Annotated in this window: 12 protein-coding genes, 2 rRNA genes and 1 riboswitch (1 of these 15 cut by a window edge); of the genes, 7 read left to right on the top strand and 7 right to left on the bottom strand. The window is 61.2% G+C overall.

The window, feature by feature from the left end:
• Positions 1-3: 3 nt before the first annotated feature.
• The 3 genes from leuC (at position 4) to I6L33_RS08695 (ending at position 3143) form a co-directional block, all read left to right on the top strand.
• A complete protein-coding gene (gene leuC, locus I6L33_RS08705) occupies positions 4-1401 on the top strand; it encodes a 3-isopropylmalate dehydratase large subunit (protein WP_216973907.1) in 1398 nt (465 codons plus the stop codon).
• Positions 1402-1497: 96 nt separating this feature from the next.
• Positions 1498-2097, top strand: a complete 600-nt coding sequence (gene leuD, locus I6L33_RS08700; protein WP_216973906.1) for a 3-isopropylmalate dehydratase small subunit — start codon at positions 1498-1500, stop codon at positions 2095-2097.
• Positions 2098-2213: 116 nt separating this feature from the next.
• Complete coding sequence (locus I6L33_RS08695) at positions 2214-3143, top strand: transglutaminase domain-containing protein (protein ID WP_216973905.1); 930 nt, start codon at positions 2214-2216, stop codon at positions 3141-3143.
• Positions 3144-3232: 89 nt separating this feature from the next.
• On the opposite strand, the gene I6L33_RS08690 is transcribed toward I6L33_RS08695, so the two are convergent.
• A complete protein-coding gene (locus I6L33_RS08690; RefSeq protein ID WP_005304376.1) occupies positions 3233-3523 on the bottom strand; it encodes a PilZ domain-containing protein in 291 nt (96 codons plus the stop codon).
• A gap of 91 nt (positions 3524-3614) precedes the next feature.
• A riboswitch (TPP riboswitch) is annotated at positions 3615-3705 on the top strand.
• Between the two features lie 51 nt (positions 3706-3756).
• Between I6L33_RS08690 and thiB the strand changes: the two genes are divergently transcribed.
• The 4 genes from thiB (at position 3757) to I6L33_RS08670 (ending at position 7316) form a co-directional block, all read left to right on the top strand.
• Positions 3757-4737 (top strand): thiamine ABC transporter substrate binding subunit, encoded by a 981-nt coding sequence (gene thiB, locus I6L33_RS08685; protein ID WP_216973904.1) that lies wholly within the window; start codon positions 3757-3759, stop codon positions 4735-4737.
• Entirely contained in the window at positions 4734-6356 is a 1623-nt protein-coding gene (thiP, locus tag I6L33_RS08680) for a thiamine/thiamine pyrophosphate ABC transporter permease (RefSeq protein WP_216974114.1), read from the top strand. The genes thiB and thiP overlap by 4 nt, the downstream gene beginning before the upstream one ends.
• A 72-nt stretch (positions 6357-6428) precedes the next feature.
• Positions 6429-7136, top strand: a complete 708-nt coding sequence (gene thiQ, locus I6L33_RS08675) for a thiamine ABC transporter ATP-binding protein (RefSeq protein WP_216973903.1) — start codon at positions 6429-6431, stop codon at positions 7134-7136.
• A 3-nt stretch (positions 7137-7139) separates the two neighbouring features.
• On the top strand, positions 7140-7316 hold the full coding sequence (locus I6L33_RS08670; RefSeq protein WP_017782139.1) for a hypothetical protein: 177 nt from the start codon (positions 7140-7142) through the stop codon (positions 7314-7316).
• A gap of 68 nt (positions 7317-7384) precedes the next feature.
• Here the strand turns inward: I6L33_RS08670 and I6L33_RS08665 are convergent, their stop codons facing one another.
• From I6L33_RS08665 to I6L33_RS08640, 6 genes are all read right to left on the bottom strand, one after another.
• Complete coding sequence (locus I6L33_RS08665; protein WP_017763817.1) at positions 7385-8755, bottom strand: PhoH family protein; 1371 nt, start codon at positions 8753-8755, stop codon at positions 7385-7387.
• Positions 8756-8941: 186 nt separating this feature from the next.
• Complete coding sequence (locus I6L33_RS08660) at positions 8942-9625, bottom strand: NrdJb (RefSeq protein WP_216973902.1); 684 nt, start codon at positions 9623-9625, stop codon at positions 8942-8944.
• A 10-nt stretch (positions 9626-9635) separates the two neighbouring features.
• Positions 9636-11783 (bottom strand): adenosylcobalamin-dependent ribonucleoside-diphosphate reductase, encoded by a 2148-nt coding sequence (locus I6L33_RS08655; protein WP_216973901.1) that lies wholly within the window; start codon positions 11781-11783, stop codon positions 9636-9638.
• A gap of 213 nt (positions 11784-11996) precedes the next feature.
• On the bottom strand, positions 11997-12446 hold the full coding sequence (locus tag I6L33_RS08650) for a pullulanase (RefSeq protein WP_005304399.1): 450 nt from the start codon (positions 12444-12446) through the stop codon (positions 11997-11999).
• A 287-nt stretch (positions 12447-12733) separates the two neighbouring features.
• Positions 12734-12848: ribosomal RNA gene (gene rrf, locus I6L33_RS08645) — 5S ribosomal RNA — on the bottom strand.
• Positions 12849-12932: 84 nt separating this feature from the next.
• Positions 12933-13739, bottom strand: a 23S ribosomal RNA gene (locus I6L33_RS08640) (it continues 2082 nt past the right edge of the window).

Below are 13739 nucleotides of genomic sequence, written 5' to 3'. Positions count from 1 at the left end.
GCAATGTCCAAGACCCTCTATCAGAAAGTGTTCGACGCCCACGTGGTGCGGGAAGTGGAAGGGGAAACCCCCCTCATCTACATCGACCGCCACCTGGTGCATGAAGTGACCAGCCCGCAGGCATTCGACGGCCTGCGCGCCATGAACCGCCAGCTGCGTCGCCCGGATCTGACCTGGGCCACCATGGATCACAACGTCTCCACCACCACCAAGGACATCGCCGCCTCCGGCGAGATGGCCCGCATCCAGATGGAGACGCTGGCCCATAACTGCAAGGAGTTCGGGGTTCGCCTCTACGATCTGAACCACAAGTACCAGGGGATCGTCCACGTGATGGGTCCCGAGCTCGGTATTACCCTGCCCGGCACCACCATCGTCTGCGGTGATTCCCACACCGCCACCCACGGCGCCTTCGGCTCGCTCGCATTCGGCATCGGCACCTCCGAGGTGGAGCATGTGATGGCCACCCAGACCCTGAAACAGGGCCGTGCCAAGACCATGCGCATTTCGGTCAACGGCAAGCTGGCCGAAGGTATCAGCGCGAAAGACGTGGTGCTCGCCATCATAGGCCGGGTCGGCCACGCTGGCGGTACCGGCTACGTGGTGGAGTTCGCTGGCGAGGCCATCGAAGGGCTCACCATGGAAGGGCGCATGACGGTGTGCAACATGGCCATCGAGCTTGGTGCCAAGGCCGGCATGATCGCCCCCGACCAGACCACCATCGACTACATCCGCGGCAAGGAGTTCGCCCCCAAGGGCGAGGTGCTGGAGCAGGCCATCACCTACTGGCAGAGCCTCAAGAGCGATGCCGATGCCAAATTCGATGCCGAAGTGGTGCTGGACGCAGCCGACATCGCCCCTCAGGTGACCTGGGGCACCAACCCGGGTCAGGTGATCGCCGTGAACGAACCCATTCCGGCGCCGGAATCCTTCAGCGATCTGATGGAGCAGCAATCCGCCCGCAAGGCGCTCGCCTACATGGACCTGCAGCCGGGCCAGAAGCTCTCCGACGTCGCCATCGACAAGGTGTTTATCGGTTCCTGCACCAACAGCCGCATCGAGGATCTGCGCGCTGCCGCCGCCATCGCCCGCGGTCGCAAGGTCGCCGCTGGCGTGCAGGCGCTGGTGGTGCCGGGCTCCGAGCAGGTGAAGGCCCAGGCCGAGGCCGAGGGGCTCGACAAGATCTTCATAGAGGCTGGCTTTGAGTGGCGTCTGCCCGGCTGCTCCATGTGTCTCGCCATGAACAACGACCGGCTGCAACCGGGGGAGCGCTGCGCCTCCACCAGCAACCGCAACTTCGAGGGGCGTCAGGGCCGCGCCGGCCGCACCCACCTGGTCAGCCCGGCCATGGCCGCCGCCGCCGCCGTCACCGGCCACTTCGCCGACATTCGCGCGCTGTAAGAGGGGTTGAGGATGAAAGCATTCAAACAACACGGACGGCCCTTCGCCGTCACCGGCCGCTTCGCCGATATTCGTGCACTGTAAGAGGGAAGATAGATGACAGGATTCAAACAGCATAAAGGGATCGTCGTTCCCCTCGACAGCGCCAACGTCGACACCGACGCCATCATTCCCAAGCAGTTTCTGCAGAAGGTCAATCGCATCGGTTTTGGCAAGCACCTGTTCCACGACTGGCGCTTCCTGGACGATGCCGGTCTGCAGCCCAACCCCGAGTTCGTGCTCAACCAACCGCAGTTCGCCGGCGCCAGCATCCTGCTGGCCCGCGAAAACTTCGGCTGCGGTTCGAGTCGCGAGCACGCCCCCTGGGCTCTGGCGGACTACGGCTTCAAGACCATCATTGCCCCGAGCTTTGCCGACATTTTCTACGGCAACGCCATCAACAACGGCATGGTGCCGGTGCGCCTGAAGGAGGAGGAGGTCGACGCCCTGTTCCAGCTGGTCGCCGCCCAGCCGGGCATCGAGATCGAAGTAGATCTGGAAGCCAATCAGGTGCGGGCAGGTAGCCTCACGTTCGGCTTCGAGATCGATGAGTTCCGTCGCTACTGCCTGCTCAACGGGCTGGATGCCATCGGCCTGACCCTGCAGCACGAGGCCGCCATCAACGCCTTCGAGGCGAAACAGCCGAGCTGGATTTAAGCAGCCAATTGCAAAAAACGAGTAGAATCAACAGGGAGCCTTGGCTCCCTGTTTTATTGTCAGGCCTAGGTGCACGCCATGGCCCGCCACTTCTGCATACCCGACGAGACACCTGGATGAAGATGACACTCGCCCTCCCCCTGCTCTGCGGCCTCTGGCTGGCGCTGCCGGTCTGCGCCGGGCAGACCTATTTCAACAGCAGTGGCGGTCAGCTCAACGTCGGCTGGCAGGACAAGGACGGAAAGGTGCAGCAACTCACCTATCGGCTGGAGGCAGGCAAGCTGCCGCCGCTCATCGCCTATCGGTCGGCCCGCATGCAGGAGGACGTGCTGCAGAGCCTGCTGCAGCAGGGAGTGGCCGAGTTCCCCGCCGTGCAGTTCTCCCTCTCCCGCCCCGAGATGGAGCTCAGGCTCAAGGGTCGTCAGCCCGAACAGGTAGCCAAAGCCATGAGCTGGCTCACCCAGCAGCGCGACAAACAGGAGGCAGAGTGGCTCAAGCTGCACTATTTTCAGCCGTTCACCGCCCCCGACGGTGCCGCCGCCATCAAGCAGGATCACGTGCGCATCGCATTGGAGAGCCGCAGCGAACTGGCGCCGCTGGCCGAACAGCTCAAGCAGCAGGGCAGCACGGAAACCGAGGCGCGCCAGAAGACCACGGCCCACATGCTCGACTTCGTGCAGGCCATCCCCTATCAACTGCTCGACAGCCAGTCGGGCCGCCAAGGCAAGGGCTTTCTCAGCCCGCGCCAAGTACTGGAGCAAAATCAGGGCGACTGCGACAGCAAGGTGACACTGATGGCCGCCATGCTGGCCCAGCTCTTTCCCGAATTGAAACAGGCCATGGTGTTCGTACCGGGTCACGCCTTGCTGGGAGTGGCCCTGCCGGCCAAGCCGGGCGAGGCCACCTTGAGCTGGGAAGGGGAAACCTACCTGTTGATGGAACCCACCGGCCCGGTCCAGCTGGCAATGGGTCAACTGGCGCCGACCAGCAAGACCTTCATCGACAGCAAGCAGCTCAGCGTGCAGCCGGTTCGCACCGACAAATAGGTGGTGGACGTCATGAAAACAAGGGGGGACAGGCCAAAATGAAAGCGACCAGCGTAGGGCTGGTCGATGGAGGCAAGGAGGTGGATGGCTCAGGCGAGGGACTGGAACTCGATGGCCAGCAAGAGCCCGTCCTCCTCTTCCAGCACCCTGATGATACGGGCCTGCGCCTCGAAGGGGGGCAACAGGTTGTTGTTGGTGGCCAGGCTCACCCGGATGGGTTGGGTCGTATCGAGCTGGTGCTCCGGCACCGAGATGCCCATGCCGTTGGCGCTGAGATCCCGGCAGACCCCCTCCAGCACCTGCTGCTGCTGGAAGATGGTGACGGGAGCATTGATTATCATGCGCTGGAAGGCGCGTCTTTCCTTGGTGCTGGTGATCACGCAAACATCCTCTGTTGAGCTGATCCGTCTCGCTGGCCCGCAGAAACAATTGTGCTGGCCTCCCCCCAAGAACGTTAATACAATGCGGTGCGTTTCTCAAACGGGGTGCGGTCTACCGCTGAGATTATACCCGTGAACCTGATCCAGATAATGCTGGCGGAGGAATTTGAGGCATGGCGCTCGTTTTTGCGCCCTCATCCGCTGGCACCTCATTGCTAAAGGGAGTGCCACCCATGAAAACCCTGCTGCTGGTCGCCACCGGCCTGCTCTCCGCTCAGGCCTTCGCGGCGGATACCCTCACCGTCTACACCTACAGCTCCTTCACTGCCGAGTGGGGCCCGGGTCCCAAGATCAAACAGGCCTTCGAGAAGGAGTGCGGCTGCACCCTCAATCTGGTACCGCTCGAAGATGGCGTGGCCATCCTCAACCGGTTGCGACTGGAGGGCAAACACAGCAAGGCCGACCTGGTGCTGGGGCTGGACGATGCCCTCGTCAGTGAAGCCAAGCAGAGCGGCCTGTTCGCCCCTCACGCCACCAAGCTGGATGGCCTCAAGGTGCCCGGCGGCTGGCAGGATAACACCTTCGTCCCCTACGACTACGGCTACTTCGCCTTCGTCTACGACAAGGAGAAGCTCAAGCTGCCCCCCAAGAGCCTGAAAGAGCTGGTAGCGCGGCCCGACCTCAAGATCATCTATCAGGATCCCCGCACCTCCACCCCGGGCCAGGGGCTGATGCTGTGGATGAAGTCGGTCTACGGTGACCAGGCCCCCGCCGCCTGGGAGCAACTGGCCAAAAAGACGGTCACCGTCACCAAGGGGTGGTCAGAGGCCTACGGCATGTTCCTCGATGGTGAGGCGGACATGGTGCTCTCCTATACCAGCTCACCCGCCTATCACCTGATTGCCGAGCACAAGTCCCAGTATCAGGCCGCGGCGTTTGAAGAGGGGCACTACCGTCAGGTGGAAGTGGCCGCCAAGCTCAAAAATGCCAAGCAGGGCAAGCTGGCGGATCAGTTCCTGCAGTTCATGATAAGCCCCGCCTTCCAGAACGAGATGGCGACCGGCAACTGGATGTATCCGGTGATCGACACGCAACTGCCCAAGGGCTTCGAGCAGATGATCACCGTAGCTAAGCCGCTCGCCTTCAGCTCTGACGAGGTGGCCGCCAATCGCAAGAGCTGGATCCGCGAGTGGCTGCAAGCCGTTACCCAGTGAGTCGTCTCTTCGTGAAACCAGAGACGCGTCTGCTCTGGTGGCTGCCGGGCAGTGCCGCCACCGTCCTGATCCTGCTGTTGTCGCTGGGGCCGCTGGCGGCCCTGTTGTGGCAGGCCGGGGGGCTAGCCCCTCGCACCCTGCTGGCCGATCCCTACATGCGCCACGTGCTGGGCTTCAGCCTCTGGCAGGCGCTGCTCTCCACCCTGCTGAGCCTGGGACTGGCCATTCCGGTGGCCCGCGCCCTGGCGCGGCGCCGCTTTCCGGGGCGCACCCTGCTCATCAAGCTGTTCGGCCTCTCGCTGGTACTGCCGGTCATCATCGCCGTCTTCGGCATCGTCGCGGTGCATGGCAAGCAGGGCTGGTTGCCGCAACTGCTGCACGGGTTCGGGCTCGCTCCCGGCAACTACCTCTACGGCCTGTTCGGCATCCTGCTGGCCCACGTCTTCTTTAACATGCCGCTGGCCGCGCGTCTCTTGCTGCAGAGCCTGGAGAGCATCCCCGAATCCTCCTGGCGCCTCGCCAGCCAGCTCGGCATGCGCTCCTCCCATATCTTCCAGCTGCTGGAGTGGCCGCTGATCCGGGCCCAGCTGCCAGGGCTGGCCAGCCTCATCTTCATGCTCTGCTTCACCAGCTTCGCCACCGTGCTGGCGCTGGGGGGCGGCCCCAAGTCCACCACCCTGGAGGTGGCCGTCTATCAGGCGCTGCGCTTTGACTTCGATCTCGCCACCGCCGGCGGACTGGCGCTGGTCCAGCTCATCCTGACCGCCGCCCTGCTGATGCTGCAGCACAAGCTGCAGAGTAGCCCGGCCAGCCGGATCACCTCTCATCGCCCCTGTCTGCGACCGGATCGTCATCAGCCGGGCAGCGGCCTGGTGGACGCCCTCGCCCTTGCCATCGGGCTGGCGGTATTCCTGCCCCCCTTGCTGGCCATAGTGGTGGCCGGCCTCAATCCCGGCCTGCCGGATGCCCTGACCTCAGGCAAGTTGTGGCTGGCCAGCGGCCAGTCGCTGCTGATTGCGCTGGCGGCGGGCAGCCTGGCCACCCTGCTCGGCAGCGCCCTGCTGCTCACCAGCCGCCATCTGCGGGTTCGGGAGCACAAGCGGCGGGCCGCCGCCCTGTGGGAGACCAGTGGCTCGGTGATCCTGATGATCCCGGCGGTGGTGCTCTCCACCGGCCTCTTCATCCTGTGCATGCCGTTTGCCGATGTCTTTGCCCTCGGCCCCTGGCTGGTGGTGCTGGTCAACGCCCTGATGGCGCTGCCCTATGTGCTGCGTACCCTCTCCGCCCCCATGCAGCTGGTGGTGCGCCAGTACGACCGGCTGGCCGACAGCCTGGGGGTACACGGCCTGCATCGCCTGCGACTGGTGGAGTGGCCCCTGCTGCGCCGTCCGTTGGGCCAGGCAGCAGCGCTGGCCATGATCTTGTCGCTCGGGGATCTCGGCGCCATCGCCATGTTCGGCAGTCAGGAGCTCACCACCCTGCCCTGGCTGCTCTATCAGCAGCTCGGCAGCTACCGGCTGACCGAGGCGGCCGCCACCGCCCTGCTGCTGCTCACCCTCTGCTTCTCCCTGTTCTGGTTGGTAGAGCGGGGGCTTGGAGGAAAGCATGCCGACCATTGAGAGACAAAAGACCCGGCGCTACCGTCTCGGCGGCTGTGCTGGCCGCTCAAACGCCCCCCTTGAGAGGAAAACATGCTGAACATTGATACGCTGGTGACCAGCTACCCGGACTGGCGCGTCAGCTTCAGCGCCACCTTGCCCAAGGGGGAGATCTCCGCGCTGATCGGTCCGAGCGGGGCAGGCAAGTCGACCCTGCTCGGCATGATCGCCGGTTTCGTACCGGTAGAATCCGGCACCCTCACCTTCGACGATCAGGATCTGCTGCCGCTGGGCCCAGCCGCACGGCCCGTGACTACCCTGTTTCAGGATCACAACCTGTTCCTGCACCTGTCGGTATTCGACAATATCGCCATCGGCTTGCACCCCGGCCTGCGCCTGAACGCCGCTCAGCGGGCTCAGGTGAAGGATGCCGCGAACCGGGTCGGCCTCGGCGAGATGCTCACGCGCCTGCCGGAGCAGCTCTCCGGTGGCCAGCTGCAACGGGTCGGGCTGGCCCGCGCCCTGGTACGCGGCAAGCCGCTACTGCTGCTGGATGAGCCCTTCTCGGCGCTCGATCCGGCCCTGCGCCGGGAGATGCTGGCGGAGGTGGCCAGGCTCGCCTGCGAGCAAGGCATTACCGTGCTGATGGTCTCTCACAACCCGGAAGATGCCCAGCTCATCGCCGATCAGGTATTGTTCGTGGACGAGGGGCGCATCGCCCTGCAAGGCAAACCCGACATACTGCAAAACAGCGATCACCCCGGGCTGCTGCGCTACCTTGGCCGCGCTCTAGCGCCATAGTGAATGGCTAACAAGCTGATGGTCTCCCACTATCAGGCCGGAGGATGCCCTGCTGATTTCGCCGATCAGGTATTGTTCATCGACGAGGGGCGCATCGCCCTGCAAGGCAAACCTGACATACTGCAAAACAGCGATCACCCCGGGCTGCTGCGCTACCTTGGCCGCACAAAGGAGCTGTGACCGGTGACGGGATCAAAAAAGGGGAAGCCGGTCGGCTTCCCCTTTTCATATGAGGATGGATAGTCAGATCAGAGGTTTTCCTCGGCGAAGGAGGCGAGCTTGCTGCGCACCACCCCGTTCAGGAAGATGTTGGCACTGCCATCGAAGTCTTTGAAACGTTCGACTATGTAGGTCAGACCCGAGGTCACCGGGCTCAGGTAGTTGGAGTCGATCTGGGCCAGGTTGCCAGAGCAGACAATCTTGGTGCCCTCGCCGCAGCGGGTGATGATGGTCTTGATCTGGGATGCGGTCAGGTTCTGGCACTCGTCCAGCAACACGAAGGTGTTCTGGATGCTGCGCCCGCGCATGAAGTTGACCGATTTGAACTGGATGTTGGCCTTCTCCATGATGTAGCTCAGCGACCCGCTCATGTTCTCGTCCTGCTTGTGCAGCACCTCCAGGGTGTCGGTGACCGCAGCCAGCCAAGGCATCATCTTCTCTTCTTCAGTGCCGGGCAGGAAGCCGATGCTCTCGGCAATTTCCGGAGTATTACGGGTTACGATCACCTTCTCGTAGATCCCCTTCTCGATCACCAGCTCCAGGGCGGCAGCCATGGCCAGCAGTGTCTTGCCGCAGCCCGCCGGGCCGGTCAGGATCACCAGATCGATGTGCGGGTCGAGCAGCGCATCGAGCGCCATCCCCTGATAGACGTTCTTCGGATGCACCCCCCACGCCTTGCGGGACATCAGCCGCTCGCGCCCCAGATCCTTGATGCGGATCTTCTGGTTGTCGTGGCTGAGTACCCGGGCGGCGAAGAAGTTCTCTTCATCGATCAGGTACTGGTTGACGTGAACCCCCTCCAGCAGCTTGGCATCGATGACGTGGACGGTATCGCGGCCATGGGTCTCGCTGTCACACTCGCCGACCCGCTCCCAGAAGCTGCCGGGCACCGTCTGGAAGCCCTTGGCGAGCAGCCGGATGTCATCGATCAGCTGGTCGCTGCGATAATCCTCGACGTGGGCAAGCCCGGCCCCCTTGGCCTTGAGGCGCATGTTGATGTCTTTGGTGACCAGCACAACCTGCCGCTTCAATTCGTGCTTTTGCAGGTAGAGGGCCGCGTTGATGATGCGGTTGTCGGCCTCCTTGTCGGTGAACACCTCGGCATCCTGGGGCAGATGGTGGTCACTGAAGATGGAGATGTGGCCGCTCGCCTCGCCGGCCAGCGCCACCCCCTGCACTATCTGCTCGGGTGTCGCGTCACGGAACACGTCCTCCAGCGCCCGGATGGCGATGCGCGCATCACGGCTGACATCCTTGTGGCGATCCTTGATGTTGTCTAGCTCTTCCAGCACCGTCATGGGGATGAGCACGTCGTGCTCTTTGAAGGAGTAGATGGCGAGGGGTTCGTGAAGCAGAACGTTGGTATCCAGGATAAACAGCTTTCGGTCCGTATTGTCCATAAGCATCCTCCTTGGCACTGAAGGTGCCACGTGTGTGAATCTCAGATGTCATTGAAACCACACAGCCGTGACAGTTTTATTACCTCCAACGCTACGCCCGATTTTACCATCACGCAACAAATCACTTGGGCACCCCGCGTGTTTGCGCAGAAAAACAGCAGCTGGCCTTTACTGGCCCTCAAGGGTTCAACTGCACTTGGAGTCGCCGCAGTTAAGGCAGGTCATGCAGCCATCTTTCTGCACCAGCGCCTTGCTGTGGCACTTGTAGCAGAGCGCCGCACCGGGGGGAAAACCACTCCCAGCCTGCTGCTCGTCGGCTTCTTGCGCGGCTTGGATCTCCGCCTGCTTGCCGGCCAGAAACGCCTGCTGGTGCTCATCCAGCCCGGCCCCCTTGAGCATGCCGATCTCGGTGAGGTGGGTCTCGATCACGTTGCCAATTTCGGCGATAAGGGACGGTACGTACTTGCCCTTGTTCCAGTAGCCGCCCTTGGGATCGAACACGGAGCGCAACTCCTCCACCAGAAAGGTGACATCACCCCCCTTGCGAAACACCGCCGAGATGATGCGGGTCAGCGCCACTATCCACTGGTAGTGTTCCAGGCTCTTGGAGTTGATGAAGATCTCGAATGGCCGGCGGGTCTCGTGCACCGTCCCCTCATTGAGCACTATGTCGTTGATGGTGATGAACAGAGAATGCTCGGAGACATGCTCCGGTGTCTTCAGCTTGTAGGTGGTGCCCATCAGCCGCTCCGGCCGCAGCACTGTCTCGTGCATCTGTACCACGGCATCCTGCTGGGCCGGCTCTGCTTGCGGCTCATCCCGGGTTTTCACCCGGTAGGCGACGATTTTCCCGTCGATCTTCTTGACCATGAACTCGTCCTCAAAATTTGCCGTAATAGCCTTCCTTCAAGGCGTCGTAGAGGTTGGCGGCGGTATGCAGCTCGCCATCGTATTCGATCTCCTCATTCCCTTTCGCCGTGACGACTGAGCCATCCTCCAGGGTGAACTCGTACAGAGTTTTCTCCAGATCCTTCTCCTTCACCAGCACGCCCTGGAAGGCTGCCGGATTGAATCGGAAGGTGGTGCAGCCCTTGAGTCCCGAATCCGAGGCGTAGAGGTAGATGTCCTTGAACTGTTCGAACGGAAAGTCGGTCGGCACATTGGCGGTCTTGGAGATGGAGGAGTCTATCCAGCGCTGGGCCGCCGCCTGAATGTCCACGTGCTGCGCCGGCGTGATGTCGTCGGCGGTGATAAAGTAGTCCGGCAGCCGGGTCGCCTCATCCTCGGCATAGGGCATGGCCGCCGGATTCACCAGCTCGCGGTAGGCAAGCAACTCGTAGGAGTAGACATCCACGCTCTCCTTGCTCTTCTTGCCCGGCTTAATGACGTTGCGGCTGTAGTGGTGGGCAAAGCTCGGTTCGATACCATTGCTGGCATTGTTGGCGAGCGAGAGCGAGATAGTGCCAGTCGGCGCTATGCTGCTGTGGTGGGTGAAACGCCCCCCCACTTCGGCCAGCTCGGCAACCAGGGCGGGATCCACCTCGGCTACCTGCTGCATATAGCGGCTGTAGCGCGCGTGCAGCACCTTGCCCTTTACCTTGTCGCCCGGCTTGATGCCGTCTGCCGCCATCTCGGGGCGCAGTCGCAGCAGCTTGCCGGTCACTTCGAACTCCTGCTCCATGATGGGGGCCGGGCCCTTCTCCTTCGCCAAGGCCAGGGACTCGCGCCAGCCGGTCATGGCCAGCTCCTGGGATACCTGTTCGGTAAAAGCGATTGCGGCAGCAGAGCCATATTTTATCCGCAGCATGGTGAGGGCAGAGCCGAGGCCGAGAAAGCCCATGCCATGACGGCGTTTGCTGATGATCTCCTCGCGCTGCTTGGCCAGCGGCAGTTGGTTGATCGCCACCACGTTGTCGAGCATGCGGGTGAAAATGGCCACCACTTTGCAAAATGTGGGCCAGTCGAAGGCCGCCTGTTCGGTGAAAGGATCGCGCACGAAGCGGGTCAGGTTGACGGATCCCAGCAGGCAGGCCCCATAGGGAGGCAGCGGTTGCTCGCCACAGGGGTTGGTGGCCCGGATCTCCTCGCAGAACCAGTTGTTGTTCATCTCGTTGACCTTGTCGATCAGGATGAAACCGGGCTCCGCATAGTCGTAGGTGGAAGTCATGATGACGTTCCAGAGCCTGCGGGCCGGCAGGGTCTTGTAGACCTTGCAGGCGACCTGTCCCAAGGCGTTGAACACCACCCCTTCCCTGTTCGGCCAGTCGGCCCAGACCACCTGGGCGGGATCATCCAGCGCAATACCATCCTGCCCCACCTCCCTGGCGGTGTAGGGGAAGATAAGCTGCCAGGAGGCATCCTCTTTCACCGCCTTGACGAACTCTTCGGTGATGAGCAGGGAGAGATTGAACTGGCGCAGGCGGCCATCCTCTCGTTTGGCCTGGATAAACTCGACCACATCGGGGTGACGGATATCCATGGTGCCCATCTGGGCGCCACGACGCCCTCCCGCCGACGAGATGGTGAAACACATCTTGTCGTAGATATCCATGAAGGAGAGCGGGCCAGAAGTATGGGCCCCGGCGCCGGAGACGAAGGCCCCGCGCGGGCGCAGGGTCGAGAAGTCATAGCCGATGCCGCAACCGGCCTTCAGGGTCAGCCCTGCCTCGTGCACCTTGCTGAGGATATCGTCCATCGAATCCTCGATGGTGCCGGACACGGTGCAGTTGATGGTGGAGGTAGCGGGCTTGTGCTCGAATGCGCCGGCATTGGAGGTGATGCGACCAGCAGGAATGGCACCATGGCGCAGGGCCCACAGGAAGGGCTCATACCAAGCATCAGAGTCATGCTCCTGCGCGGCGAGAGCACGGGCAACCCGCCGGTAGGTGTCATCGATGGCACCATCGATGGGAGTGCCGTCCTTGCTCTTGAGCCGGTACTTGCTGTCCCAGATCTCGAGGGAAGTCTCCTGCAGAGGAATATGACGAGAGCCGCTTTCGCTCTCTCGCACCGGATGTGATTTAGCCATGTTCAATCAACCTCCTGGATATGCCGCGACCTCATGACAGCAACAGCCATTACTACATATAGCCAACGTGAAAGATAAAATCACAATATATAGTAATTATTTGCGCTTTCTGGTCATGCCTGCCACAAGCAAATGCCCCGGCCAGCAGGGTACTGGTCCGGGGCATTACATCGCGTCATTTAATTGCCCGGGAAGCTTGCTTCCCGTCGCTGATCAGGGCTTCTTGACGTATACGGTCGGGGTGTCACCAGCCATATTCAGATAGAACTCATAGACACCATCCGCATCCGGTGAGAACTTCATGTCCTCATACTTGGAGCAGGGATTGACCGGTACGGCTTCGCCACCCAGCACGGCAACGCCATCGCTTGGGCTCTTGTAGCCGAAGTTGGTGCCACAGCTCCAGCCGGAGTCGGCAAACTTGAACTTGTAAGGAGCCCACTCTTTCTTGAGCGTTCCCTTGGCCATATAGAGCTTGTCGGCCACCTTGACCACCTTGCTCGCGTCGGTTGCCATCCAGTCGTTCATCTCCCCGCGCAGGTAGATGGACTTGCCACCGAAATCGCTGTTGTCCGCCGCCTGCTCTGCACCGCCATTGGATGCGCAACCGCCTAATACCAGGGTTCCCGCCGCCAGCATCATCGTTACTGTTCTTTTGAACATGTGTCCATTCCTCAGATTATTGTGATTCCTTGGCCCATCGAACGTGGGCTGACGAATTAAAGCAGAGCGGGCATCGCAAGAAAGGTAGAGGCATCACATTCCGTGCTTTTTCTGCTCAACAATTGAATTGATGGACAAATATCAGCCCCGTAATGGGCAAACCGCACAAGAAGCAATGTGAGTAAAGAGGTTGCAGATCGAACAACTGAACCGCACTTAGGGGAGAAATCGCTGAATTTCAGGCAATAAAAAAGCCCGCTCAGATGAGCGGGCTTCTTTAATTGGGTGCCTGGCAGTGTCCTACTCTCGCATGGCGAATGCCACACTACCATCGGCGCTACAGCGTTTCACTTCTGAGTTCGGCATGGGGTCAGGTGGTTCCACTGCGCTATTGCCGCCAGGCAAAAATCTTCAATCTGAAAAAGCTGATTTAATTCTTCGTTCTCGGTATCTGCTACAAGCCTTCGAACACTTCTTGGGTGTTGTATGGTTAAGCCTCACGGGTAATTAGTATGGGTTAGCTCAACACGTCGCCGCGCTTACACACCCCACCTATCAACGTTGTGGTCTCCAACGGCCCTTTAGGACCCTCAAGGGGTCAGGGATGACTCATCTCAGGGCTCGCTTCCCGCTTAGATGCTTTCAGCGGTTATCGATTCCGAACTTAGCTACCGGGCAGTGCCACTGGCGTGACAACCCGAACACCAGAGGTTCGTTCACTCCGGTCCTCTCGTACTAGGAGCAACTCCCTTCAATCATCCAACGCCCACGGCAGATAGGGACCGAACTGTCTCACGACGTTCTGAACCCAGCTCGCGTACCACTTTAAATGGCGAACAGCCATACCCTTGGGACCGACTTCAGCCCCAGGATGTGATGAGCCGACATCGAGGTGCCAAACACCGCCGTCGATATGAACTCTTGGGCGGTATCAGCCTGTTATCCCCGGAGTACCTTTTATCCGTTGAGCGATGGCCCTTCCATTCAGAACCACCGGATCACTATGACCTACTTTCGTACCTGCTCGACCTGTCCGTCTCGCAGTTAAGCTGGCTTATGCCATTGCACTAACCTCCTGATGTCCGACCAGGATTAGCCAACCTTCGTGCTCCTCCGTTACTCTTTGGGAGGAGACCGCCCCAGTCAAACTACCCACCAGGCACTGTCCGCGAGCCCGATTCAGGGCCCTGCGTTAGAACATCAAACATACAAGGGTGGTATTTCAAGGACGGCTCCAGCGCAACTGGCGTCACGCCTTCAAAGCCTCCCACCTATCCTACACATGTAGGTTCA

Origin of the sequence: Aeromonas sp. FDAARGOS 1403, from assembly GCF_019047325.1 — a bacterium.
In the GTDB taxonomy this organism is placed as follows: Bacteria; Pseudomonadota; Gammaproteobacteria; order Enterobacterales; family Aeromonadaceae; genus Aeromonas; species Aeromonas dhakensis.
The sequence above is the reverse complement of the archived record's forward strand: the minus strand, read 5'-3'. Positions and strand labels throughout refer to the sequence as shown.